Origin of the sequence: Hahella sp. NBU794 (assembly GCF_050749805.1) — a bacterium.
Classification (GTDB): Bacteria; Pseudomonadota; Gammaproteobacteria; order Pseudomonadales; family Oleiphilaceae; genus Hahella.
The window spans coordinates 5,002,501-5,028,017 of the sequence record NZ_CP192738.1 but is presented as its reverse complement, the minus strand read 5'-3'; the positions used below and the strand labels follow the sequence as shown (position 1 = coordinate 5,028,017).

The window sequence follows — 25,517 nt, the reverse complement described above, 5'->3', positions numbered from 1 at the left end:
GGTCTCGCAGGGTCAGTCTTTGGGGCTACGGTCGCTGTTCATGATTTTGGTGACGAAGACGCAGCTGTTATAGCGCTCGAACGACCAGCGCATGGTGGCGTTAATGGCGGCGGTGACATCGTCGAAAGAACCAAAGACCTGAGTGCTCATGCGGTTAGGGTGGACGTCCACGCCGGGTTGCTGTTCTAAGTGCTTGATAACGTCGAGAACGGGCGGTTTAAAATCGTCTGTGAAGGGGTAAAAGCTCAATTCCGCTGAAATGTTCATCCTGAGTTCCTCACTGTGATTAGCCGTGGAGCCGACTATGCAAACACGCCGACTGTGTGTTGTCTATGTTAGCAGCGCCGCGTCGCTTCATATAGATGAGCGGAAAGCCGATGAAACCTTAGAAATGCAGGGCGGAGGCGCTTATAATACCGGCCAATTATTTCAGGGGGACCCACTGTGTTTGATTTGCATAAATTTTCCCTTCGCGCGCAGGAAATCATTGAGGCTGGCAAGTTTTTGTACGGCGCCGGCTGGTCTCCCGCCACCAGCAGCAATTACTCCGCGCGCATCGACGACGCCAACATCGCCATCACGGTATCCGGTAAGCACAAAGGGCGTCTGCAGGCCCAGGATATTATGGTCGTGGACCTGCAGGGTCGGGCGGTGGCCAGTCAGATGAAATCCTCAGCGGAAACGCTGCTGCACACCGTTATTTATGACTTGAAACCCAATGTCGGCGCGGTGCTGCATACTCACTCAGTGAACGCCACGGTGCTTTCCCGCGCGTTGCGTCCCAATACGGAGATCGTATTTGAAGATTACGAACTCCAAAAAGCCTTCCGTGGCGTATACACCCACGAAGGGCGCTGTGTCGTTCCCATATTTGATAACACTCAGGATATTGAAGCGTTGTCCGCGTTGTCGGTGGAGTATCTGAAAGAGCATTCAGATTGTCCCGGTTACCTGATTCGCGGCCACGGTATGTATACCTGGGGAGAGACCATGGCGGAATGTTTGCGTCATGTGGAAGCCATGGAATTCCTGCTAGCCTGTGAATTGGAAATGATGAGGATCAAGTCATGAGTAGCCTGCGTATATACAACGATAACGATTTTTCGCAACCCCTGGTCTTTACTGAAGATGGCGCGGAGATCTCCCGCCAGTTGAACGAAGTGGGCATTCGCTTTGAGCGCTGGTGCACTCGTGAGCTGGAAGAGGGCGCTACGCCGGATTCAATTCTGGCGGCGTACCAGGCGGAAGTGGAGAAGTTGAAGGCGGAAAATGGTTTCACCACGGCGGACGTGGTCAGCCTGACCCCAACTCATCCGCAAAAAGATGATTTCCGTAAGAAATTTCTCGACGAGCACCGTCACAGTGAAGACGAAGTGCGCTTTTTCGTGCGCGGACAAGGCCTGTTTTATTTGCACCTGGATGACAAGGTCTATGTCGTGCTGTGCCGCAAGAATGACCTGATCAGCGTTCCTAACGGAACCAGGCATTGGTTTGATATGGGCCCGGCGCCGGAGTTCACCTGCGTGCGCTTGTTCACCAACCCTGAGGGCTGGGTGGCGCAGTTTACGGGCGACGAAATCGCTTCGAAAGCGCCTCGTTTTGAGCAACTGATCGAGGCGGCGTAATGGCGGAGTTTAACGGTATCAGAGCTGTCGTCACGGATATTGAAGGCACAACAAGTAGCATCAGTTTTGTGCATGAGGTGTTGTTCCCCTATGCCGCCAGGCATATGGACGCATTTATCCGGGAAAATTTCTCCGCGCCTGCCGTTGCGGAGCAGTTGGACGAGGTCGCCCGCCTGGGCGGCGTTGACCGCAAAAGCCCTGATGCGCTGATCAAACAGCTGCTGGACTGGATTGCGGAAGACAAGAAAATCACTCCGCTGAAGGCGCTGCAAGGCATGATCTGGCGCGCAGGCTATGACGAAGGCGCCTACAAAGGGCATGTCTACCCGGAAGTGGCCGAGCGTTTACGTCATTGGCGCGAGCTGGGTATCCGTTTGTTCGTGTACTCGTCTGGCTCAGTTGCGGCGCAGAAGCAGATTTTCGGTTTTTCCGAGGCGGGCGATTTGACGCCGTTGTTTAGCGGCTATTTTGATACGCGCGTCGGCGGCAAACGAGAAGCTGACTCGTATCGGGCGATTGTGCGTGAGGTGTCGGAGCCTGCGTCCAGCGTCTTGTTTCTCTCCGATGTGCCGGCGGAGCTCAGCGCAGCGGCGGAAGCCGAATTGCAGGTGTGCCAGTTGGTGAGAGGCGAAGGCATCGAGCGTCAGGAAGCTTATCCGGCGGTCGCCAGCTTTGCTGATCTGGTGATTAAACCTGCCTGAGTATAATAAGAAGCGAGAGGCGTCGCACTCTCGCTTCTTCCCGCTTCCTCGCTATCATTCGTATCTTATCAGTCCCTAATTCACCTTATTGATGACTTCTAATCTAAGGCTCTCTCTTTAACGAGAAGTTGGCTTTGGTGACACTCTTTTCTTCGTCGCTAAATTGTTTCCGTTATGCGTGAGCTGACGCGAATACGCAGTACGTTTTCTTTCTCCAGGGTTACATCCAACTTCAAAGCAAGACAGGCGGCGGCTTCTTGCACGATGGCCAGGCCGAGTCCGTAGTGGTCGCGTTGGCTGCGGGATTCGCCTTTGCGCCAGAAGGGATGGAATAAGTGCTCAAGGTCTTCTTGTGTCAGGTCCGGCGCGGCGTTGCGTGTCTCCAGGGCGAATCCGCTGGGGGCGGCGGACAGGGTCAGGGTGACAGTGGATTCCAGCGGCGCGTATTCCACCGCATTCGTGAATAAATTGGCCATGATAGTGGTGAGCAGGCCTTTGTCGCTGGTGATGACAAGCGTATCGGGCGTCTGCGCTTGCACCGCCAGCCCTCGCTTCTTGGCTAGCTCATATATACGTTGGCGTTGTTCGTCGAACAAGGCGGCGGCGTCGATGGGCGCGTTTTCCGGTTTGCTCGATCCCGATTGGAAGCGGGCCAGGAGTAACATGGAGTTGACCAGGTTGGCCATAGAGTGGGAGAGGTGGTTGGCGTGACGCACCGCTGTCAGCAGGCGTTCTTGATTTTGCTGGGCGCGCAGGGCGATGTCCGTGGCGATGCGTAATTCCGCCAACGGGGTCCTCAGTTCGTGAGCGGCGTCGGAAGTGAAGCGGCGCTCCCGTTGCAGGGTGAAATCCAGTCGTTTCAGTAAGGCGTTTAGGGTCTCTGCAACCGGCGTGATTTCTTGCGGCCAATGTAGATCGGCTTCCAGTTTTTCCCCGCTGGAGCGAATAGCGCTGACTTTGGTGGCGAGCTCTCGTAACGGCTTTAGTCCGCGGCCGATGGTGAGATAAACAATCAGAAACGTCAGCGCTGGCAGGATAGCCGCAATGGCCAGCATCCAGTTGCGCAGCAGAGAGAGCGACTGGTCGAGGGACGTGCGCTCCCGGACGACCAGGAGCTGCACTTGCATGCCTTGTACGTGCTCCGGCACTTTTAGATCCGGTTGTTCTTCGATCCATCCCCATTGCGCGTCGACTTTTTGAAAAATGGCTCGCGCAGAATGCTTGTCCTGCAGATCGAAAAAGTAGGGTTTATTACCCGCTGGGCGGGGAGGGTAAGACAGGCGGCGATTTTCCTCCTCCAGCATAGGAGATTGGTCAACGATCTCTTTGCCGTCTGCGCTCCACACTTGAAATATGCGTGAGCCGCCAGCGTTGTACTGGGTCGCTACATCAAAATCGATATCGATGTAGAAGTCGCCGTCCGGCCAGACTCGGGCGACGCTGGCGACATTTTGAAATTCCAGCAGCAGGTCGCGATCAAAGTTGTCGATGAGAATCTTGCGCGCAACCAGATAGGCGGCGGAGCACAGGGCCAGCCCCAGCAGGCTGACGCCTACGAAGGTCATCCAGGTGGTAGTGAAACGGATGGATTTCATCGTATTGAGCGTTTGGAAATTGAGCGTCGATGGTTATGACTGGCGTATCTGATAGCCATGTCCCCGGCGGGTAAGGATAAACGAAGGACGGTCTTTGTGATCAATCATTTTTCGCAGACTGGAAATGGCGGAATCCACGACGTTGCTCATTGGTTCGATTTTGTCGTCATAGATCTTGTGTTCGATTTCCTGCCGGGACACCACACGGTGACGATTCAAAGCCAGACATTCGAGCAGCGCATACTCGCGAGGCGGGAGGGTGACTGGAACGCCACTGACGCTGACTTGTTTGCTGTGCAAGTTGATGGTCAGCTCACCGATTTCCAACAGATTGCTGGCGCAACCAGCGCGACGGCGTAACAAAGCCTCTATGCGCGCCAGCAATTCAGCGAAATCAAAAGGCTTCACTAAATAATCGTCAGCCCCGCTGCGCAGGCCTAGTACGCGATCTTCAACATTGTCCCTGGCGGTCAGCATCAGCACCAGACTGTCAGCGCCGAGAGTGCGCAGACGGTCCAGCAATTCAAAGCCGTTCATACGTGGGAGCATGATATCGAGAATAATCAAATCGTAGGATTGCTCGCTGGCGAGCCATAAGCCTTCCTCGCCGTCTGCGGCGGCGTCGACCACATAACCGGCGTCGCCCAATCCGATGACCAGGCTTTGGCGTAAAATGTCGGCGTCTTCAATGACCAGTAAACGCATAAAAGGGACTAGCTTCCTGTTGTGAGGGGCGTCCGCCCGATGAGTCGGGCGCGTCCCTGCGCCCTTCCGCCTCAATTTTTATCAACATGGCGACTACATTGACATGTTAATAGCCCGGCGCAGGCTCGGTTGTTTCAAGCTAATAGTATCCTTCTATATTAGCTGTCTGATTAATTGCTTTCACAGGCGACGACGTTACGCCCGTTCAGACTGTAACCCTTCGCCCACAAGCCGGAAATGCCCACGCTTTCGAAATAAGGACATGCCTTGCGAAGGAAACGACGCTTGGATATTTCCCCGTCGTCGCCGTCCGTGTAGTACTCCTGATTGAACACCGCCTTGTTGGCGTTGAGGAAGGTATCTTCATATGCCTCACACTCTTCATACGCAAAGCATTGCTCATTGACGGCGAAATCGAAGTAAGCCACCAGCTCTTCCGCCTGACCGACGTCGTTCTTCAGACCCACGCTGAGACCACGGGCGTGAGCCGCTTGTGCGATCCAGATATTATAAGCTAGCTGGTCCGCGGCGCTGATTTCACCGTGAGTTTCGCTGCGGTTGTCGTAGCCGTCCATATTATCCGGCTCGACGGCGTCGCAGCCTGCGTCACGGGCCAGATCCAGTCGCGCTTCCATGATGGGTTTGATGGTCTGCTCCAAAGCCGTTTGGTTACCGATGTTCAACCAGGTTTCGCCGGGCCAGTCGTCCATATCGCCGTCAGCGATTACCGAGCCCTCGGTGAACTGGTTGGCGTCAGGACGCCAATCTTCGCGGGTGCCTGCGCTGAAGTAGCAAATGACTTTCTTACCTTTGTTTTTCAACTGATGAATGAGGCTGTTGGCGCCGTTTTCACTGCCTTCAAACAGGTCTATGTCGTAGGCGTCCACGTCAAGGTCCATGTTGATGGAGCCATAACGCTGCAGTTGCCACATCCAGGTTGTTCCTGGCGTTGGGGTCCAGATATCGCCAACGGTGTCGCCGTTGTCGCCATCGTCGCCACCGGTATCGCCGCCATTGTCCCCGTTGTCGCCATCGTCACCACCGGTATCGCCGCCGTTATCTCCATTGTCGCCGTCGTCGCCATCATCGCCACCGGTATCGCCGCCATTGTCTCCATTGTCGCCGTCGTCGCCACCAGTATCTCCGCCGTTATCGCCTCCGTCGTCATCCCCATCATCGCCAGGATCTACTGCGCCGGGGCAGGACAGGCTGGTTCCGCCGTTCAGCTCGAAACTTTGCCGCCAAAGTGCGGAAATGCCTGCGCTGACGAAGTAGGAGCAGGCGTTGCCGAGGAATTGCTCTTTAGTGATGATCCCTTCCTCGCCTTTTTTATAGTACTCCTGGTTGAATACGGCTTTGCCGGCGCTGAGGAAGGTATTTTCGTATGCAACGCACTCATTGCCCCAGGCGTAGCATTGTTCATTGACGGCGAAGTCAAAATACGGAGCCAGCGCCTGTAACTGGTCAACATCATTTTTTAGTCCGATGCTAAGGCCACGGGCGTGTGCGGCTTCCGCCAGCCACTTGTTGTAGGCCAACTGATCCGCTGCGCTGATGGCGCCATGGGTTTCATCCCGGTTTGTGTAACCGTCCACATTATCCGGCTCGACGGCGTCGCAACCCGCGTCTCGGGCCAAATCCAGCCGCGCTTCCATAATGGGTTTGATGGTCTGCTCCAGGGCGGATTTATTGCCGATGTTCAACCAGGTTTCGCCGGGCCAGTCCTGCATGCCGCCATCTGCGATCACCGAGCCAGGAGCAAATTGATCTGCATCGGGACGCCAGTCTTCGCGGGTGCCGGCGCTGAAGTAACAAATTACGCGCTTGCCTTTGTTCTTCAATTGACGAATCAGGCTGTTGGAGCCACTGCCGCTGCCTTCGAACAGGTCAATGTCGTAGGCGGTGACATCCAGATTCATATTCATGGAGCCGTAGTTTTGCAGCTGCCACATCCAGGTTGTTCCTGGTTTGGGGCGCCAGATATTGGCGGCGCTTTGCGATCCTGCATTGGAGGCAGAGCTGCTGTTGGTTGCTTTTGTCTCATTATCCCGAGTCCCTGCGTCGGAGTTGCAGGCGGTGAGACCCAATGCGCAGGCTAGCGTCGCCGCAGCCAGTGCGGGTTGCAGGCGCCTGCGGGCGAAGGGCGGATTGGCGGAAATGTAAGGACCGAATAACTTCTGGGTCATTGCTGATCTCCTGAGGTTCTAATTATTAGTTAAGTAGGAAGACTGGCTCACTTTATGAGTGAGCCAATTTCATCCTAATCAGGAGAAACTTACCGGAACATTATGATTGCCTGATTTTTGCTCTGAACAAAAACTGAACTTTCTGTCGTGTTTTTAGGTGGCGGTGAGCTGCTTCTGATACTGGCTGGGGCTGCGCCCATACTGTCGCTGGAACCGTCGGCTGAAATGGCTCAGGTTACGATATCCCAGATCGAAACAAACCCGGGTGACGGATTCTCCCTGGCGCAGGCGCTCGCCGGCGCGTTGCAATCTTAACTGCTGCTGAAACTCTGAGGGGGCGCAGCCGAAGTGGCTTTTGAATTCAGCGAAGAAACGGCTGCGGCTCATGCAGGCGATTTTGCAGAGCTGATCAATATCCAGGGGCTGCGTGATGTGTTTCTGGATATGGCTAAGAGCGGCGGCCAACCCATTAATGTCGGGCTGACGTTCGCAGGCGCCCAGTAAGAAGGCGCGGGTCTGCTGGCGCAGCATCCTCACCACTAATTCGCTGACGCCCAAGTCGATCAGGATATCCCGGTCTGGTCCGTTTTCGCTGAACGTGGCGATCATTCTCTCAAGCAACGCCTGGGTGGCCTGAGTATGGGGAGTATGGATTAACGTCTCTGTGCGGTAGCGCCATTCTTCAAAGTCTTTATGCAGCGGCGCCACTTTGTTCATATGCGAACAGATGCTGTCCACCCGCGTGCGCGAGATCTCTACCGTCAGGCAGGACGTCGGGCGGTCCAGCTCAGCGTCGGGAAAATCTATGCTGATGGTTTCGCCGGGGGCCATCACGAAGGATTCCTGCGGCAGAAACTCCGCCGTGTAGTCGTCGCGACCGTGCAGAATTTTACGGCCGCTGATCATGCCGCAATAAAGCAGTTCGTCCGCCGACAGGCCGACGCTTTGCGCGGGCAGGTAGGTGTCGTAGACGCTCAACTCCGAGTTGGGGCCGGCGAAAGATACCCTGTTTTCTATCAGCTCGCGTGGCTCGCGGGCTGCAATGGCTATTGCTCTTGTCACCTCTGTCACCCGTCATGTTTTTATTTTTGGAGTAACCAGCAGACTTCATTGCCCGTGGACTCACAGGCAACAGATATGTACTAACAGATAAGCAGAGCCGCTGTCCAGAGGTTTAAAGTGGTTCCATGGCGGTAGTACCGCCGCGCCTGGCAGGCGCTGTCCATAACGACAAGTAGCCATAACAAAAACAGAGAGGATAACGGCATGATTTACGAACAGCCCGGTCACGATAAAGCCTTGGTTAACTTTAAAGCCCGCTACCAGAACTTTATTGGCGGCGAGTGGACGGCGCCTGTACAAGGTCGCTACTTCGACAACATCTCTCCGGTTAATGGTAAGAAGTTCTGCGAAATTCCCCGTTCCAGTGCGGAGGATATTGATCTGGCTCTGGATGCGGCGCATAAGGCCAAAGACGTCTGGGGGCGGACGTCGGCGACGGAGCGCTCCAATTTATTGCTGAAAATTGCTGACCGCATGGAACAAAATCTGGAGATCCTGGCGGTGGCGGAGACCTGGGATAACGGTAAGCCGGTGCGGGAAACTCTGGCGGCGGATATCCCCCTCTCGGTGGATCACTTCCGCTACTTCGCCGGCTGTATTCGCGCTCAGGAGGGCGGGCTGGCGGAAATCGACGCTAATACCTTGTCCTATCACATCCATGAACCGCTGGGCGTAGTGGGACAGATTATTCCCTGGAACTTTCCCATCCTGATGGCGGCCTGGAAGCTGGCGCCAGCGCTGGCGGCGGGCAACTGTGTGGTGCTGAAACCCGCAGAGCAGACGCCTGCTTCAATTCTGGTGTTGATGGAGTTGATCGGTGATCTGTTGCCGCCGGGCGTAGTGAATATCGTCAATGGCTGGGGAGCTGAAGCGGGTCAGGCACTGGCCACCAGCAAGCGTATCGCCAAGATCGCCTTCACCGGTTCAACCCCGGTTGGCTCGCATATCCTGAAGTGCGCGGCGGAAAACATTATTCCTTCCACCGTGGAGCTGGGTGGAAAGTCTCCTAACATCTACTTCGCGGACATAATGCGTCAGGAAGAGTCTTTTATCAGCAAATGCGTGGAAGGCATGGTGCTGGCTTTTTTCAACCAGGGTGAAGTGTGTACCTGTCCCTCGCGGGCGCTGATTCATGAGTCAATCTATGACGACTTTATCGGCAGAGTCATTGACCGGACCAAAACCATCAAGCGCGGCAACCCTCTGGATACCGACACCCAGGTGGGGGCGCAGGCCTCTCAGGAGCAGTTCGATAAAATTCTGAGTTACATCGAAATTGGCCGCAAAGAAGGCGCGCAAGTGCTGTTGGGTGGCGGGGTTGAAAAACTGAGCGGCGACTTGCAGGACGGTTTATACATCCAGCCGACCCTGTTGAAAGGCGGCAATGACATGAGAGTGTTTCAGGAGGAGATCTTTGGCCCGGTGGTCGGCGTCACGACTTTCAAAACCGAAGAGGAAGCTCTGACCATCGCCAATGACACTGAGTATGGGCTGGGCGCGGGCGTGTGGACGCGGGATATCAATCTGGCGTTCAGGATGGGGCGGCAAATCAAGGCGGGCAGGGTGTGGACTAATTGTTATCACCACTATCCGGCGCATGCGGCTTTTGGCGGCTACAAGAAATCCGGCGTTGGCCGGGAAACGCACAAGGTGGCGTTGGAGCACTACCAGCAAACCAAGAATCTGCTGGTGAGTTATGACATCAACCCCTTAGGCTTTTTCTAAATACAGACAGGAATTTGCGGCAGGATGCGCGAACTCCCCTAAGCCCTTGAACTGAGGGCTGGACTTTCAGACTGCTTGCGGCCGACAATTTCGATACTGACAGGGCAATCGGGGCGGCCGCTTTTTTTCATGTTCGTTTTTTCTCATCGATACTGGACGGCTACGCTGACGCTGCTTGCAATGCTATCGCTGACCGCCTGCCTTGGTCCCCCCGACACCAGCGCTGAATTATTTCAGGATTACCGTGATCGCTTGGAGCGGGTGTTAGACACTGACTTTCCTACCGCTGATCGTACGCTTCCCGTTGAGGTTTATCCTCGCAGCAAAGTGCTGCTGAGGGACGTCGCCGAGCTGAAGATCAATTTACTGGATTTCCTGGGACTGACCGGCTGTGAGTTGAACCGGCTGGTGGGCTTTCGTAATAGTTCGCTAGGCAAGATGATGCCCGCCAGTCAGAAGTGGCTATATGAGCAGCAGTTTTTGAGCTTGGGCGATGCCTGTCTGACGACGCTTGAGGCGCAAGACGAAGAGGCGGATCTCGCCCTAGAGCTGCGTCGCGCGCTGGCGAGTAAACGCGATGAGATTGGCGATGTGGCTTGGAACGCAACCTGGGCGGGGCCGGAATGGCAAGCGTTGATGTCGCAGAAAGAAGGCGGCTTCGACCTGGACTTTCAAGCTGGCGACTGGGCGGAACTGAGTCTGGCGTTATCTGCATTGGCCGAGTGGTCGGCGCGGCCGGAGTCGCCCGGTTTGGACGCCGATAGTCTGGAGGCGCTGAATCGTCGCTTGCTGACGTATCCCATGGTGGGACGGCTGCTTTTCTCTGCGGAAGAAGCTTCTGCGGAAATGGGGGCGATTGTTGAAGGGCTGAAGCGTTGGCTTGCAGAACGGCCGCTCTGTGTGAACGGAGCCCCGAGCGAGCGTAGTCGCATCCTGCAAAATGTGCTGGTCAATATCTACAGCGCCCGGGTGCAGCCGTACCTGGCGCAGCTGGAAAAGGCGCGTCGTGACTGGCTGCCGCCCTTGCAGCGCTCCTATGATCAGTTGCATGGTGAGCAGTCAGTGGCGTTGCAGGATTTTGCACGGCGCTACTTACAGGAAGGGGAGTCCAGTCTTTGGTGGGAGTTCCGCCACAACGCCGCAGCGCATGCGGCGATATGGACGGAGATGTTGGCGCAATGCGGGTTGGAGCCCGGAAGCCGGTAAATAATGGCGTCAGAGTATCGCCAGACTGGATGACGGCGTGACCCGTAACACTTCATCAATCGTGGTCATGCCATTGGCCACTTTTTGCGCGCCGCTCAGGCGCAGCGTGCGCATGCCTTCTTTCACCGCCACTTTGCGGATGCGTTCCAGGTCACATTGCTCATTGATGGACTCTTTCACGCTTTCGCTGAGCAGCATGACTTCGTAAACGCCCGCCCGTCCGCGATAGCCGGTGTTGCGGCACTCCAGACATCCTACCGGAGCGCAGGCGTGATCTGGTTTAGAGGCTTTCCAGGGCTGGATCAGATTCTGCCAGTCCTTATCGTCAATCGTGGTGGGCTCTTTGCAGTTAGGACACAGCACTCGCACCAAACGCTGCGCCATGACTCCCAATACCGTGGCTTTCACCAGGTAGCCGGGTACGCCCAGCTCAAGCAGACGGGTGATGGCGCTGGGGGCGTCGTTGGTGTGCAGCGTGGAGAGGACCAAGTGACCGGTCAACGCCGCCTGGATCGCCATTTCCGCCGTTTCCAGGTCGCGGATCTCGCCCACCATGATGATGTCGGGGTCTTGTCGCAGCAATGCTCTGACGCCGCTGGCGAAAGTTACGCCAATGCCGCTTTGCACCTGCATTTGGTTGAAGGCGGGCTCCACCATTTCGATGGGGTCTTCAATCGTACAGACGTTGACCTCCGATGTGGCCAGACTCTTCAGCGTGGAATAAAGGGTGGTGGTTTTGCCCGAGCCGGTAGGCCCCGTCACCAGAATGATGCCATTGGGCTGGCAGGTCATGGAGTTCCAGCGACGGCTGTCGTCCTGGCCGAAGCCCAGGTCGGTGAAGGAGCGTAGTAATACGTCCGGGTCAAATACCCGCATGACCAGCTTTTCGCCGAAGGCGGTGGGTAGCGTGGAAAGACGCAATTCGATTTCCAGGCCATCTGGATTCTTGGTCTTGATGCGGCCGTCCTGGGGTTTGCGTTTTTCCGCTACATTCAGGCGCCCCAGTATTTTCAGCCGGCTCACCACCGCCATGGAGACCTGCATGGGTAGCTCATAAACGTTGTGCAACACGCCGTCGATACGGAACCTTACCTGACCAATCTCGCGTCGGGGCTCAATATGAATATCACTGGCGCGCTGATCGAAGGCGTACTGCAACAGCCAATCCACGATATTGACGATGTGCTGGTCGTTGGCGTCAGGATTGGCGACATTGCCCAGCTCTAGCAGCTGCTCGAAATTGCCGATAGCGGCGGAGGTCTCACCGCGTCCTCCCACGGCTTTGTCCACGGAGGTGGCGAGCCGGTAGAACTCAACGGTGAAGCGGCGAATATCCGCAGGGTTGGCGACGACCCGTTTGATGTCTTTGCGGACGACATGGCGCAGGTTGTCTTCCCAGCCGGTGACAAAGGGCTCGGCGCTGGCGATCACCACGTGATCTTTGTGAATTTCCACGCCCAGGATGCGATGACGTTGCGCATAGGCGAAGGACATCAGGGAGGCCACGCCGCGGGCGTCTATTTTTAGAGGGTCGATGTGGAAATAAGGCTGCCCCGCTTCCTTCGCCAGCCAGGAGGATAATTCCTCCAGGTCAAAGGCTTTGCCGGAATTGTGATCAATCAGGCCGGAGTTGACGACCTGCTCGATAGGGTGAAGGGCCAGTTCGCTTTTACTGCGAGGAGAACTCAGGAACTTTTCTCCTTCTTCCTGAGTGATCCGTTTCAGACGCACCAGACGCTTAATGATGTCGACGGTGGTCAGCCATTGGGGTTGTGCGGAGGCGGCGATGCTCATTGGCTTATTTTACTGTTGTCTATTCCGAAAAAGTGAGTTGCCCGCCCCAAGCCGCCGACATCGCTGTCAGTGCAGCCTGGACGCTCGGTTCAGGCGGCGCGGCGCGCTTGTGCGTTCCATTTAATAAAACACAGTATGGTGCTGAACAGGATAACGCTCATTACGGCGAGAGCGCCACTGATCATTAAATTCTGTCCCGCTGCGTAATCGCCGACGGCCCTTATAAAGTATAGGCAGAGCACAAAGCATAACCAGATCAGGCCGCGTACGTGGCCCAGATATACTGCCGGGAAAAACGCCAGCAGAGGCAGACACTTGACGCTGACAATCAACAGCCATGAGGTTTCGATATTTTGAGAAATGCTCTGCCAGGTGCTGAACAGCACCAAAAGGGTCAGGATCAGATAGCTCGCCGTCACTGTGGAACGGGCGATTTTAACTTTTTGCGATAGGGACAACGTTAATCTCCAGTTTTCGCGATAGGGTTCAAGCCTTGGTGATAGCCAGTCTGTGCGCCAGTTCCGCCACCCGGCGGCCCAAAGCCCGACACAATTGCAGTTCCGTCTCGTCCGGGCGACGGGCTCCATCGGAGCCAGACCAGTGGCCTGCGCCATAGGGTGAGCCGCCCCCTCGTGTTTCGCTGAGGCCGGACTCGGTATAAGGCAGGCCAACCAACAGCATGCCGTGGTGCAGCAGAGGCGTCAGCATGGTCTGCAGGGTGGTTTCCTGGCCGCCATGAAGGCTGCTGGTGGAGGTGAAAGCAGCGGCGGGTTTATCGATGAGAGCTCCCGCTTGCCATAGAGAGCCAGTCTGGTCGAGAAAGTATTTCAAAGGGGCCGCCATGTTGCCGAAGCGGGTCGGCGATCCGATGACCAGGCCGCTACAACCTTCCAGGTCGTCCAGGGTGCAGTAAACATCGCCTTCTTCGGGAATTGCAGGGGCTGTCGCTTCACTGACCGCGGACACAGGAGGCACCGTGCGTACGCGCACGTCCATGCCTGATACTTGCGCAGCGCCGCGAGCGATATGTTGCGCCAGCGTGCGGGTGGCGCCGTTACGACTGTAATAGAGCACCAGTAGATAAGGGGAGTCGGTCGCTGACTTCATGGTTTCCTTCTTCTATATAGATAGATGGACTAATTACAGCAGTTCGTTGACGTTTTCCGGCGGGCGGCCCAGGACTGCGCGATCGCCTTTGATGACGATCGGGCGTTCGATCAGTTTGGGATGGGCCGCCATTGCATCGATCAAGGCGTCTTCGCTCAAGTCGGCGTTAGCCAAGTTAAGAGTTTTGTATTCTTCTTCACCTTTACGCAACAGGTCTCTGGCGGAAATGTCGAGCTTGGCCAAGGCCGCTTTCAGCTCTTCAGCAGTGGGAGGTGTTTCCAGGTACTTCACTACGGTGGGCTCCACGCCACTGTCTTCAATAATTTGCAGTGTCTGCCGGGATTTTGAGCAGCGTGGGTTATGCCAGATAGTGAGGGCGCTTTTACTCATCGTCGGTTTCCTGTTGTTGCAGTAAGGGGGCAAGTTTAAGCATCTGTGGAACGCATTTCTAACACTTTCAATGACGGAAAGGCCAGACTCCCATTTCCCCCGCTTTTTTCGTGTAGAATGCCGGTCAGCGTATTACCTGGAGAAACATTTTGATCGCCCGTGAAATTACCCCCGGTCTGTTTCAAGCCATTGCAAGTGGCGTCTCGATTATCCATCGGACCATATTCAAAGCGCTGATCGCAGGAGCCCTGCTGGCGTTACTGGCGGGCTGTTCGGAAGACAAAGGCGATGCGCCGCTGACGACTGTGGTGAAGCTGGCGGATGGTGGAGAAATCAATCTGGATCATCTGGGCGGGCAGTGGATCATTCTGAATTTTTGGGCGGAGTGGTGTGGCCCCTGTAAGGTTGAAATTCCTGAGTTGAATGAGCTAAATAGACATCCCGGCGTCATTGTTCTGGGGGTGGATTATGATGGCCACAATGGGGAGGCGCTGACCAAAACCATCGACAAAATGGGCATTAACTTCCCGGTTTTGCAAGGCGAACCGACCCGTCACTGGAAAGTGGAAATCCCCAAGGTGTTGCCGACCACGCTGTTGATTCATGACGGCAAGGTGCAGCGCGAGATGATCGGCGCGCAGACGAAAAATGCGATTTTGTCGGCTATTCCACAATAATCGCCGCCAATTGGCGTCTATATTTAAGAATTTGTGACTTTACTGAGAATTGTTGGCTAGCGCGGATCTGAAAGCCGTGTTGCACGAAGAAACTGGAGATAAAGGCCCGATGGGCGATTTTATTCATTTACGCATTCACACAGAATTTTCTCTGGTTGACGGACTGGTAAAGGTCAAACCTTTAGTTAAAAAGCTGGCCGAAATGGGGATGCCAGCGGTGGCGGTGACCGATCAGTCCAACATGTGCTGTCTGGTCAAGTACTACAAAGCGGCGTCGGGCGCAGGCGTGAAGCCGGTTGTCGGCGCTGATGTCTGGGTTGAAAACCTGGACGACCCCTTGGCTCCATCTCGACTCACGTTATTCGCCCGCAATGAAACCGGCTACCGCAACCTGACGGAGCTCATATCCCGCGGCTTTACTGAAGGTCAGTCTCATGGTCGCGCCATCCTGAAGAAAGACTGGATCGCCGCCCAGGCGGAAGGCATGTTGGCGATGTCCGGCGCCAAATATGGCGAAGTCGGTCAGGCGTTGCTGGCGGGTAAGCCGGAGCTGGCGCGCGAGCGGCTGGCCTTTTGGATGGAAATGTTCCCGGATGCGTTTTATCTGGAACTGCAACGCACGGGTCGGATTAATGACGAAGAGTGCGTGCACGCCTCTGTCGAATTGGCGATGGAAACCGGCTGCCCGGTTGTCGCCACTAACGATGTGCATTTCCTTGAGCGCGACGACTTTGAAGCCCATGAGGCGCGGGTCTGTATCCACGAAAGCCGCACTTTGGACGACCCGCGTCGGGAGCGCCGCTTCAGTGAAGAGCAATACCTGAAGTCGGCGGAGGAAATGTGCGAGCTGTTCTCAGATATTCCCGAGGCGATTGAGAATACGGTGGAAATCGCCAAGCGCTGTAACGTCAGCCTGCGCTTGGGTAAATACTTCCTGCCGAACTATCCCATTCCAGAAGGCATGACCATTGATGAGTTTTTCATCAAGGTCTCGGAAGAGGGACTCGAGGAGCGACTGGCTACGCTTTTCAAACAAGACGACCCTCAGTACGAGAGTAAACGTCAAAGCTATTATGATCGGCTGAAGTTTGAGCTGGATATCATCACCCAGATGGGGTTCCCCGGCTACTTCCTCATCGTTATGGACTTCATCAAGTGGGCCAAGAACAACGGCGTGCCGGTAGGGCCAGGACGGGGGTCCGGTGCCGGCTCTCTGGTGGCGTATGCGCTAAAAATCACCGATTTGGACCCTCTCGCCTACGACTTGCTGTTCGAGCGATTCCTGAACCCAGAGCGGGTGTCGATGCCGGACTTTGACGTCGACTTCTGTATGGAAGGCCGCGACCGGGTTATCGCCTATGTGGCCGATGCCTATGGGCGTAATGCGGTGTCCCAGATCATCACCTTCGGAACCATGGCGGCGAAGGCGGTAGTGCGGGACGTAGCGCGGGTGCAGGGGCGGCCTTACTCCATGGGCGATCGCCTGTCCAAGCTGATCCCTTTTGAAGTAGGCATGACTCTGGCCAAGGCCTATGAGCAGGAAGAGCCGCTGCGGGAATATCTGTCCACGGATGAAGAGGCGGCGGAAATCTGGGAAATGGCGCGCAAGCTGGAAGGGGTCACCCGTAACGTCGGTAAGCACGCCGGTGGGGTGGTGATTGCGCCCACCAAGTTAACGGACTTTGCGCCCCTGTACTGTGATGAAACCGGCTCGGGTCTGGTGACTCAGTTCGATAAGGATGACGTAGAATCGGCAGGTCTGGTCAAGTTCGACTTCCTGGGGCTGCGTACCTTGACCATCGTCGATTGGGCGGTGGATATCATTAACCGCCAGCAGGCGGAAAAAGGCGAGCCGCCGCTGGATATCAACTTTATCCCGCTGGATGACGCGCCGACCTTCAATCTGCTCAAGCATGGCGAAACCACTGCGGTGTTTCAGCTTGAATCCCGCGGTATGAAAGAACTTATCCGGCGTCTGATGCCGGACTGTTTTGAAGACATCATCGCTCTTGTGGCCCTGTTCCGCCCGGGGCCGCTGCAGTCAGGCATGGTTGACGACTTTATCAACCGTAAACACGGACGCGCCGAACTGGCCTATCCACATCCTGACTATCAGCTGGAATCATTGAAACCTGTCCTGCAGCCCACCTACGGCATCATCCTGTATCAGGAGCAGGTCATGCAGATCGCCCAGGTGATGGCGGGATATACGCTTGGCGGCGCGGACTTGCTGCGTCGAGCCATGGGTAAAAAGAAACCCGAGGAGATGGCCAAGCAAAAGGCGATTTTCGTAGAGGGGAGCATTAATCAGGGGATTGGGCAGGATCTGGCGGAAAAGATCTTCGACCTGGTGGAAAAGTTTGCGGGTTACGGCTTTAACAAATCCCACTCCGCCGCCTACGCTTTGGTGTCCTACCAGACCGCCTGGCTGAAGTGTCACTTTCCAGCGCCGTTCATGGCGGCGGTGCTCACTGCGGATATGCAGAACACCGATAAAGTGGTGACGCTGGTGGAAGAGTGCCGGCGTATGAAGCTGGATTTGGTGTTGCCGGACGTCAATAACAGTAGTTATACCTTCACCGTCGACGATAAGCATCGCATTGTCTATGGCCTGGGCGCCGTAAAAGGGCTGGGTGAAGGTCCTGTGCAGAGCATTCTGGACGCCCGCAAAGAAGGTGGTCCCTTCCGCGACCTGTTCGATTTCTGTCAGCGAGTGGATTTACGCCGGGTCAACAAGCGCGCCTTGGAAGCGCTGGTCCGCTCCGGGGCGATGGACAAGCTGGGACCGAATCGCGCCCGCATGATGGCCTCCATCAATGAAGCGGTGCGTCGCGCGGATCAACATTCCCGTAATGAGGACGCCGGTATGCTGGACTTGTTCGGCGAGGTGGTGCCGGAAACCGATCCGAATCCCTACAGCGCGACGGAAGGCATGCAGGAATGGAGCGATAAGGAGCGTCTGAAATTAGAGAAGGAGACTCTGGGCCTTTATCTGACTGGCCACCCGTTTGATGAATATGAGCAGGAAGTACGCCGATTCGTGCGTACGCCCATTTCGGAGTTGCGTCCCGGCAAGAGCCCGCAAAATGTGGCGGGTCTGGTGGTGGCGGTGCGCACGATGAAGAGCAAACGCGGCGGATATATCGGTTTTGCTACGTTGGATGATCGTAGCGGCCGTATTGAAGTGACTTTTTTCTCCGACGCCTACGAGCAAGCCAAAGAAATGCTGCACAACGATCGCATTTTGGTTGTGGAGGGCGTTGTTGGCGAAGATGACTACTCTGGTGGGCTTTCTGTCCGGGCGAAATTAACTTCGGACATTGGTCAAGCGCGATTGAAGTTCGCCAAAGAGCTTATTCTCTTTGTACACGAAAAAGACTTTAATAACGGCTTTATTGACGAACTGGGCGGCGTTTTGGGAGAACATCGCGCCGAGGGCTGCCCGGTTTTGATCAATTATGAAACGGAAACCGCCCGCACCAGACTGCGTCTGGCGGAAGATTGGCGGGTTAATCCAAGCGATGAATTGATTCAGGGGCTGCGATATTTGTTGGGCAAGGAGCGGGTGCAACTGCGTTACAGTTGATCCCTCGCTTGTATCCGGCAAGGCATGGAATGACATGCGCGTCAGCTCAAGCTCAAGAGACATAGCCGAGCAAGAAAAACTATGAGTAAGCATGAAAAGCAGATGAACCCTTACTATCTCGACTTCGAACAGCCGATCGCCGAGCTGGAGGAAAAGATAGAGGAGTTGCGTCTGGTTGGTAACGACAGTGAGTTGAATATCACTGACGAGATCAACCGTCTGAAGTCCAAGAGCGTGTCGCTCACGGAAAATATTTTTGCGGATCTGTCCTCTTGGGATATTTCCCGCCTGTCCCGTCACCCTAAGCGTCCGTATACGCTGGACTACGTGCGGATGATTTTCGAAGATTTCGACGAATTGCATGGCGACCGTAAATACGCTGACGATCAGGCTATCGTTGGTGGTATCGCCAGACTGGATGATGAGCCCGTTATGATCATCGGACATCAGAAAGGTCGCGAAATCAAAGAGAAAGTGAAGCGTAACTTCGGCATGCCGCGCCCAGAAGGTTATCGCAAGGCGTTACGCATGATGGAAATGGCCGAGCGCTTCAAAATGCCGATTCTGACTTTCATTGATACCCCGGGCGCCTATCCGGGCATCGGGGCGGAAGAGCGTGGTCAAAGCGAGGCGATTGCATTTAACCTGGCGGTCATGTCCCGCTTGAAGACGCCGATCATCTCAACGGTCATCGGTGAAGGCGGTTCTGGTGGTGCTCTGGCGGTTGGCGTTTGCGACCGCTTGATCATGCTGCAATATTCCACTTATTCCGTTATCTCTCCAGAAGGCTGCGCCTCCATTCTGTGGAAAAATGCTGAGTACGCCGCCAACGCAGCGGAAGCGATGGGCATTACAGCCAAGCGTCTTGCAGAACTGGGCTTTGCGGATAAGGTATTGGATGAGCCTCTGGGCGGTGCGCATCGCAACCCGGAACTGATGGCTGGTCATATCAAAGCGGCTCTGAAAGATTCTCTGAGCCAGTTGCTGGAAATGGATACCGAGGAGCTGGTCGCAGAGCGGTATAAGCGCCTGACGTCCTATGAGCGCTTCCTCTAAGACTCCCCATGACGCCGCTGATATCGAGCGGCGTCTTCTCTCGGCCCTGCGCGGCCTGCCTGACTTTTCCCGTTTGTATATCGCCTATAGCGGCGGCCTGGATTCCAGCGTATTGCTGCATGCTGTGCGGCGCGTTTGGCCCGCAGAGGCGCACATTGAAGCGATTCATGTGCATCATGGGCTCAGCCCGAATGCCGACGCCTGGATGGAGCATTGTCAGAAGGAATGTCGGAGTCTGGACATAAGATGCCATGCGCATCCCGTGAGCGTGGCGATGAATGGCGATGGTCTTGAGGCGGCTGCGAGAGAGGCCCGTTATATTGTATTCGAGCATTATCTGAATGAGTGTGCGGGAGCGGTGTTGTTGCTGGGCCATCATCAGAATGATCAGGCTGAAACCATCCTGTTTCGGCTGCTAAAAGGACATGGTGTGAAAGGGCTGGCTGGCATCCCTGGTCAGCGCTCTTTGGGCAAAGGCATGCTGAGACGGCCTTTGCTTGGCTTCACTCGCTCGGAGCTGGAAGCGCTGGCGCAACGCTGGGGATTGAGCTGGGTGGAGGATGAAAGTAACGTCGCCGCCGTGTTTGATAGAAATTTTCTTCGTAATGAAATACTTCGGCCAATGAGCGCGCGATGGCGAAATGCTGTGGCGATGATCGCTGAGACTGGCCGGCGTATGTCGGAAGCCGCGAGTCTGTTGGATGAGTTGGCGGAGATGGATTTACAGGGCGAATCAATAAGTGCGGACGAGCTGGGGCTTGCTGTGTTATCAGGTTTGTCGCCTCATCGCAGAAAAAATGCGCTGCGATACTGGCTGCAAACCGCCGGCTTTACGCCATCTGAAGGCGATCTGGTCGAGATTCTAGCGCAGATGCTTCATGCTGAAGGCTCCCGTCAGCCATGCTATCCATTAGGGGAAAGCGTTTTGCGTCGGCACGATGGGAAGCTATATATCACGGAGAGGATTGATGCGCCGCCATCGGAGTACGAAGTGGTCTGGCCTCTGGCTGAGGCATTGTTGACCCCTGTTGGGAGGCTGATGGCTGAGCCAGCTACCGAGGGGCTGCGTCAACCTACAACCGATGAAACGGTAATTGTTCGATTTCGTCGTGGAGGGGAACGTTTTCGACCCAAGGGGCGCGGTGGTTCCTGTCCTTTAAAAAAATGGTTGCAGGAGCAGGGCATTCCTCCATGGCGACGGGACAGCATTCCGTTGATTTATTTCAATGATGAACTGGCTGCGGTGGGGAGTTATGGCGTGGCCGAGCAATTCGCCGCTTCGGAAAATGCATGGCTGCCAGTGTTCCATCAACCCTCTGGCTCGTAATTCTACGGCGTCTGATTGAAGCCCACTTTAAGCCAATACTGGCTCCCTGTCGGCGTGGAATCCGGCAGATAAGGGTTTTCCAAAACGAATAGTTTTCTTCCGCCAAGATTGGCTCTTTCCAGCATGCTCTGATGGTGAGAAAAGAAAAGCTGATCAAAGCCGCCGTCTGCAATCGCTTTCTGCAGACCGGTTTCCACACGTTGCGCGAGATCCTTGTTTGACTTGTTCACAACAAAATAAACGGGCAGGGGGTAATACATGAGAATGGAGTCTTCCACTTTTAATTCTGGAAGAAACGGGTGGCGTTGCTCGTATTCATCCCATGCTTCATTTATACCCCGGGGAAAATAGTCGAACCTTTCGGTAATGAGCATCTTGAACAGTGTCTCGTAATCTGAGGAGAGTTCAAGTGGGATGCTGTTCGCCTTGAGTACATGAACATCGGGCCAGTCATGGCCAAAGCCGGCGGTCAGGGTTTTTAACTCATTTAGGGACTTGATGGCGTGAAAGCGACCTTGATCGGATTGGCGAATCAAAAATACACGATATCCCAGAGCGCCTTTTAGTATGGGAATGCGAACGGGGAGGAAGTTGTCATCTAATGAGCCGTTCTCAGGTCTCCAAATGATATCGATGTTGAATCCCTGGCGTAGGAATATCTCGTTGCGGGTCTGGGATGCCCTGATTTTTGCGTCTTCTATTGTATAGGCTCCGTGAGAGCTGAGCGTCTCCTCCAGGGCCAGCTTTAGCAGCTGCCTCGGATACTCATATCGAAGGTCCATTTCGGATTCAGGAACTGGGTATCTTACTTTAGTTACTTCTAACGCCTCTGCAAAAAGTGAAAGTGACAGCAAGAGAATCGCCCCAGTCGCTTGCAATGTGAAACGAAAAGGTCGTGACGTCGCGGTGACGCATTTTGTCGCAGATTGATTTTTTGAGTTCGAGCCAGCCATAGTTGAAGTATAGCCATTGGACTGGAAACAGCCGGGGCGTTTGCCCATAACGTGCTTTTTAGCTGGTCGCGGCGGCAGGATGCGTCGTTGTCAATCCGGGGAATTCATCGCATCATTCGTTGAGATACCCCCCTGTTTCTGTTATTCTGGCGTCCCATCTTTGAGATGAATATCTCCCTCCTTTCCGATTAACATCTGTTACACCAACGGGTTTTGCATGACGCGCTATATATTCGTCACAGGTGGGGTTGTTTCTTCCTTGGGGAAGGGCATCGCATCCGCATCATTGGCCGCTATCCTTGAAGCACGCGGACTAAAAGTCACCATCCTGAAACTGGATCCTTACATCAACGTGGACCCGGGCACGATGAGCCCCTTCCAGCACGGAGAGGTCTTCGTCACCGAAGACGGCGCGGAAACGGATCTCGACCTTGGTCACTACGAGCGGTTTATCCGCACGACCATGACCAAGCGTAATAACTTCACCACTGGCCGTGTATATGAAACCGTGTTGCGCAAAGAGCGTCGCGGCGATTATTTGGGCGGCACCGTGCAGGTCATTCCTCACATTACTGACGAAATTAAGCGCCGGATCGTAGAAGGTGCCGGCGATGCGGATGTGGCGCTGGTTGAAATCGGCGGCACAGTGGGGGACATCGAATCGTTGCCGTTCCTTGAGGCCACTCGTCAGCTGAAAGTGGAAGTAGGCTCCAAGCGTGCGCTATTTATGCATTTGACACTGGTGCCCTATATCGCCACCGCCGGCGAGGTGAAAACCAAGCCGACCCAGCACTCTGTTAAAGAGATGCGCTCGATTGGTTTGCAGCCGGATATTCTGGTATGCCGTTCTGAGCACAGTATTGATCAGTCTTCCCGTCGCAAGATCGCGCTGTTCACTAACGTTGAAGAGCGTGCGGTTATCGCTCTGGAAGACGCCAAATCCATCTACTCTATTCCCATGATGCTACATGCCCAGGGACTGGATGAGATTATTGTGGAGCGTTTCGGGCTGGAATGCGGCGCGGCTGACCTTAGTGAGTGGCAGAATGTCGTCGACAATGAAGCCAACCCTGAACATGAAGTCACCATCGCCATGGTTGGCAAGTACATGGAGCTGCTGGACGCCTATAAATCCTTGATTGAGGCGTTGAAGCATGCGGGTATTCGTAATAAGACGAAGGTGAATATTCGTTACATCGACTCCGAACAGGTTTACCAGCAAGGCGTTGATTTGCTCAAAGGCGTAGACGCGATTTTGGTGCCAGGCGGTTTTGGTGAGCGGGGCGTGGAAGGCAAGATCCAAACAGTCCGTTATGCTCGTGAGAATAAAATCCCATACTTAGGTATCTGCTTGGGATTACAGGTTGCGGTAATTGAATATGCTCGCCATATGGCGGGTATGGAAGACGCCCACAGTACTGAGTTTAATCCCAAATCCGCTCACCCGGTTGTAGGCTTGATCACTGAATGGCAGGATGCGAGCGGCAAAACCGAGCAGCGTAACGAAGCTTCCGATCTCGGCGGAACCATGCGCCTGGGCGCACAGGAATGTAAGTTGGTTGAAGGCTCCACAGTGCGCGAATGTTATGGTAAGTCCATAATTCAAGAGCGCCATCGTCACCGCTATGAGGTGAACGGTAATCTTGTTCCAAGGTTGGAAGAAGCCGGCCTGCAGGTAGCGGGTTGGTCTCAGGACGGCTCTTTGGTGGAAGTGGTTGAAGTAAAAGATCACCCATGGTTCGTGGCCTGTCAGTTCCATCCTGAGTTCAAGTCGACGCCCCGTGATGGACATCCACTGTTTGAAGGCTTTGTTCGCGCAGCTTTGGAGAATGCTGTCGAAAAATAGGCGGTTCCATGCATTTTGTTCCATGAACAAAAGTTGAGGGTTATTTGAGAGGCCGCTTTTGCTAAAATAGCGGCCTTTTCATTTTATGGCCCAATGCAACCCCGGGCGTTAGATGGGGATGCTCAAAAATAAGGTTGAATACATGTCAACTAGAACTGTGAAAGTGGGCGGTATTGATATCGCAAACGATCGTCCCTTTGTTCTGTTCGGCGGTATGAATGTGCTGGAATCGCGTGATCTGGCTCTTCAAGTCGCAGAATCCTATGTAAAAGTTACCCAGAAGCTGGGCATCCCATACGTTTTCAAAGCCTCTTTCGACAAAGCCAACCGTTCATCAATCAATTCCTACCGTGGTCCAGGCCTGGATGAAGGCCTAAAAATCTTCGAAGAAATCAAACGCACATTTAATGTTCCTGTCATCACGGACGTTCATGAGCCGCATCAGGCGCAACCGGTGGCGGAAGTGGCTGATATTATTCAGCTACCAGCTTTCTTGTCTCGTCAGACTGACCTTGTGGCGGCAATGGCGAGGACAGGGCGCCCGGTCAATATCAAGAAGGCTCAGTTTCTGGCTCCACAAGAAATGAAGCACATTCTGAGCAAGTGTGAGGAAGCAGGGAATGATCAGTTGATTCTTTGTGAGCGTGGCTCCTCGTTTGGATATAACAATTTAGTGGTCGACATGCTTGGCTTTGGCGTCATGAAGCAATTTGGCTACCCGGTATTTTTTGACGTGACGCACTCTCTGCAGATGCCTGGTGGGCTGTCGAGTTCGGCTGGTGGCCGTAGAGAGCAAGTTGTGCAATTGGCTCGTTCAGGAATGGCTGTTGGCTTGGCGGGGCTGTTCCTGGAGGCGCATCCTGATCCTGATGTGGCCAAATGCGATGGCCCTTGTGCGTTGCGCTTGTCCCAGCTCGAACCGTTTTTGGCGCAAATGAAAGCGCTGGACGATATGGTCAAACAATTTCCCAATATTGATACTGCGTGAGGAAGGGTGAGTTGTCGTAGTGCCGAAATGATTGGCTCTCATGGCTGGTCGTAAGGTGCTTCCGATGACTGCATTAACCACAATAATTATTGATTCCGAAACATTACCAACTGTTACAGGAGAAATTGAGATATGGCGGAAATAGTAGATGTGCGCGCCCGAGAGGTGCTTGACTCTCGCGGTAACCCCACCGTTGAAGCGGATGTGGTGCTGAAGTCTGGCGTTGTTGGTTCCGCATGCGCGCCGTCAGGGGCCTCCACGGGTTCTCGCGAAGCCTTGGAATTGCGTGATAAAGATCCTGCGCGTTACATGGGTAAAGGCGTGTTGAAGGCGGTCGATGCAGTTAATACTTCCATTCGTTCCGCTTTGATAGGGAAGGATGCGAGGGAGCAGCGTGAACTGGATCGTATCATGATTGAGCTGGATGGCACTGAAAATAAAGCCAACCTAGGCGCAAATGCGATTCTGGCTGTCTCTTTGGCTGCGGCGAAAGCAGCTGCGCAAGAAAAAGGCGTACCTCTTTATGCGCATATTGCCGACGTCAATGGTACGTCTGGGCAGTATTCTATGCCTGTGCCAATGATGAATATTCTCAATGGCGGTGAGCATGCAGACAATAATGTCGATATTCAGGAGTTCATGGTTCAGCCAGTGGGAGTGGCCAGTTTCCGTGAAGCGCTGCGTGTTGGCGCCGAAATTTTTCACAACCTGAAGAAAGTCCTGCACGACAAAGGTCTGAATACGGCTGTCGGAGATGAGGGTGGCTTTGCTCCCAACTTGCCATCCAATGAAGCTGCGTTGGCTGCGATTGAAGAGGCTGTCACTAAGGCTGGCTATAAACTTGGATCTGATGTGACCTTGGCGTTGGACTGCGCGTCCTCTGAGTTTTACAAAGAAGGGCAGTATAACCTCTCAGGTGAAGGTAAAGTTTTCTCGTCTGAGGAGTTTGCTGACTACTTGGGTGACTTGTCTCAACGTTATCCCATCG

At 54.7% G+C, this 25,517-nt stretch carries 22 protein-coding genes (1 of these 22 running past the window's edge); 12 read left to right on the top strand and 10 right to left on the bottom strand.

The window, feature by feature from the left end; all coding sequences use genetic code 11:
- Window positions 1-12: 12 nt before the first annotated feature.
- Window positions 13-267 carry a hypothetical protein gene (locus tag ACQYWX_RS21955; protein ID WP_216738450.1) on the bottom strand — a complete coding sequence of 85 codons (255 nt, stop codon included), beginning with the start codon at window positions 265-267 and terminating at the stop codon, window positions 13-15.
- Between the two features lie 177 nt (window positions 268-444).
- Here ACQYWX_RS21955 and ACQYWX_RS21950 point away from each other — a divergent pair, with 177 nt between their 5' ends.
- The 3 genes from ACQYWX_RS21950 to mtnC are packed head-to-tail and all read left to right on the top strand — an operon-like array spanning window position 445 to window position 2,326.
- Window positions 445-1,071, top strand: coding sequence for a methylthioribulose 1-phosphate dehydratase (locus tag ACQYWX_RS21950; RefSeq protein ID WP_216738449.1), 627 nt, complete (start codon window positions 445-447; stop codon window positions 1,069-1,071).
- A complete protein-coding gene (locus tag ACQYWX_RS21945) occupies window positions 1,068-1,625 on the top strand; it encodes a 1,2-dihydroxy-3-keto-5-methylthiopentene dioxygenase (protein WP_431686350.1) in 558 nt (185 codons plus the stop codon). Before ACQYWX_RS21950 ends, ACQYWX_RS21945 begins: the two co-directional genes overlap by 4 nt.
- A complete protein-coding gene (gene mtnC / locus ACQYWX_RS21940) occupies window positions 1,625-2,326 on the top strand; it encodes an acireductone synthase (protein ID WP_431686349.1) in 702 nt (233 codons plus the stop codon). Before ACQYWX_RS21945 ends, mtnC begins: the two co-directional genes overlap by 1 nt.
- 158 nt (window positions 2,327-2,484) lie before the next feature.
- On the opposite strand, the gene ACQYWX_RS21935 is transcribed toward mtnC, so the two are convergent.
- The 4 genes from ACQYWX_RS21935 to ACQYWX_RS21920 form a co-directional block, all read right to left on the bottom strand.
- Entirely contained in the window at window positions 2,485-3,921 is a 1,437-nt protein-coding gene (locus ACQYWX_RS21935) for an ATP-binding protein (RefSeq protein ID WP_431686348.1), read from the bottom strand.
- A gap of 33 nt (window positions 3,922-3,954) precedes the next feature.
- Complete coding sequence (locus ACQYWX_RS21930) at window positions 3,955-4,626, bottom strand: response regulator transcription factor (protein ID WP_431686347.1); 672 nt, start codon at window positions 4,624-4,626, stop codon at window positions 3,955-3,957.
- Between the two features lie 170 nt (window positions 4,627-4,796).
- Complete coding sequence (locus ACQYWX_RS21925; protein WP_431686346.1) at window positions 4,797-6,812, bottom strand: endo alpha-1,4 polygalactosaminidase; 2,016 nt, start codon at window positions 6,810-6,812, stop codon at window positions 4,797-4,799.
- A gap of 153 nt (window positions 6,813-6,965) precedes the next feature.
- Window positions 6,966-7,874, bottom strand: coding sequence for a helix-turn-helix domain-containing protein (locus tag ACQYWX_RS21920; RefSeq protein WP_431686345.1), 909 nt, complete (start codon window positions 7,872-7,874; stop codon window positions 6,966-6,968).
- Window positions 7,875-8,078: 204 nt separating this feature from the next.
- On the opposite strand from ACQYWX_RS21920, the gene exaC reads away from it, so the two are divergent.
- Window positions 8,079-9,599 (top strand): acetaldehyde dehydrogenase ExaC, encoded by a 1,521-nt coding sequence (gene exaC / locus ACQYWX_RS21915; RefSeq protein ID WP_431686344.1) that lies wholly within the window; start codon window positions 8,079-8,081, stop codon window positions 9,597-9,599.
- Between the two features lie 129 nt (window positions 9,600-9,728).
- The gene (locus ACQYWX_RS21910) at window positions 9,729-10,805 is read left to right on the top strand and encodes a DUF3080 domain-containing protein (RefSeq protein ID WP_431686343.1); all 1,077 of its coding nucleotides are present in this window, start codon (window positions 9,729-9,731) and stop codon (window positions 10,803-10,805) included.
- A 9-nt stretch (window positions 10,806-10,814) separates the two neighbouring features.
- Here ACQYWX_RS21910 and ACQYWX_RS21905 read toward each other — a convergent pair whose 3' ends face one another.
- From ACQYWX_RS21905 to arsC, 4 genes are all read right to left on the bottom strand, one after another.
- A complete protein-coding gene (locus tag ACQYWX_RS21905) occupies window positions 10,815-12,599 on the bottom strand; it encodes a GspE/PulE family protein (protein ID WP_279507745.1) in 1,785 nt (594 codons plus the stop codon).
- An 89-nt stretch (window positions 12,600-12,688) separates the two neighbouring features.
- Complete coding sequence (locus tag ACQYWX_RS21900; protein ID WP_431686342.1) at window positions 12,689-13,057, bottom strand: DUF2069 domain-containing protein; 369 nt, start codon at window positions 13,055-13,057, stop codon at window positions 12,689-12,691.
- A gap of 28 nt (window positions 13,058-13,085) precedes the next feature.
- On the bottom strand, window positions 13,086-13,706 hold the full coding sequence (gene wrbA / locus ACQYWX_RS21895) for an NAD(P)H:quinone oxidoreductase (RefSeq protein ID WP_431686341.1): 621 nt from the start codon (window positions 13,704-13,706) through the stop codon (window positions 13,086-13,088).
- A gap of 33 nt (window positions 13,707-13,739) precedes the next feature.
- On the bottom strand, window positions 13,740-14,096 hold the full coding sequence (arsC, locus tag ACQYWX_RS21890) for an arsenate reductase (glutaredoxin) (RefSeq protein ID WP_431686340.1): 357 nt from the start codon (window positions 14,094-14,096) through the stop codon (window positions 13,740-13,742).
- Between the two features lie 149 nt (window positions 14,097-14,245).
- On the opposite strand from arsC, the gene ACQYWX_RS21885 reads away from it, so the two are divergent.
- The 4 genes from ACQYWX_RS21885 to tilS all read left to right on the top strand — a co-directional run bounded on the left by ACQYWX_RS21885 (window position 14,246) and on the right by tilS (window position 20,742).
- Window positions 14,246-14,773 (top strand): TlpA family protein disulfide reductase, encoded by a 528-nt coding sequence (locus ACQYWX_RS21885; protein WP_216738437.1) that lies wholly within the window; start codon window positions 14,246-14,248, stop codon window positions 14,771-14,773.
- A gap of 109 nt (window positions 14,774-14,882) precedes the next feature.
- Entirely contained in the window at window positions 14,883-18,359 is a 3,477-nt protein-coding gene (gene dnaE, locus ACQYWX_RS21880; RefSeq protein WP_431689529.1) for a DNA polymerase III subunit alpha, read from the top strand.
- Between the two features lie 102 nt (window positions 18,360-18,461).
- Entirely contained in the window at window positions 18,462-19,415 is a 954-nt protein-coding gene (gene accA / locus ACQYWX_RS21875) for an acetyl-CoA carboxylase carboxyl transferase subunit alpha (protein ID WP_216738516.1), read from the top strand.
- Window positions 19,399-20,742, top strand: a complete 1,344-nt coding sequence (gene tilS, locus ACQYWX_RS21870; RefSeq protein ID WP_431686339.1) for a tRNA lysidine(34) synthetase TilS — start codon at window positions 19,399-19,401, stop codon at window positions 20,740-20,742. Before accA ends, tilS begins: the two co-directional genes overlap by 17 nt.
- A 2-nt stretch (window positions 20,743-20,744) precedes the next feature.
- On the opposite strand, the gene ACQYWX_RS21865 is transcribed toward tilS, so the two are convergent.
- Window positions 20,745-21,743: a hypothetical protein gene (locus ACQYWX_RS21865; RefSeq protein WP_431686338.1), complete on the bottom strand. Its 999-nt coding sequence runs from the start codon at window positions 21,741-21,743 to the stop codon at window positions 20,745-20,747.
- A gap of 169 nt (window positions 21,744-21,912) precedes the next feature.
- Here ACQYWX_RS21865 and ACQYWX_RS21860 point away from each other — a divergent pair, with 169 nt between their 5' ends.
- The 3 genes from ACQYWX_RS21860 to eno form a co-directional block, all read left to right on the top strand.
- The gene (locus tag ACQYWX_RS21860; protein WP_279507739.1) at window positions 21,913-23,541 is read left to right on the top strand and encodes a CTP synthase; all 1,629 of its coding nucleotides are present in this window, start codon (window positions 21,913-21,915) and stop codon (window positions 23,539-23,541) included.
- 142 nt (window positions 23,542-23,683) lie between these two features.
- Complete coding sequence (gene kdsA, locus ACQYWX_RS21855) at window positions 23,684-24,529, top strand: 3-deoxy-8-phosphooctulonate synthase (protein WP_431686337.1); 846 nt, start codon at window positions 23,684-23,686, stop codon at window positions 24,527-24,529.
- Between the two features lie 132 nt (window positions 24,530-24,661).
- Window positions 24,662-25,517: the 5' portion of a phosphopyruvate hydratase gene (gene eno, locus ACQYWX_RS21850; protein WP_216738433.1), read on the top strand. The gene runs 440 nt beyond the window's last position; the window shows 856 of its 1,296 coding nt (coding positions 1-856); it begins with the start codon at window positions 24,662-24,664; its stop codon lies off the right edge, out of view.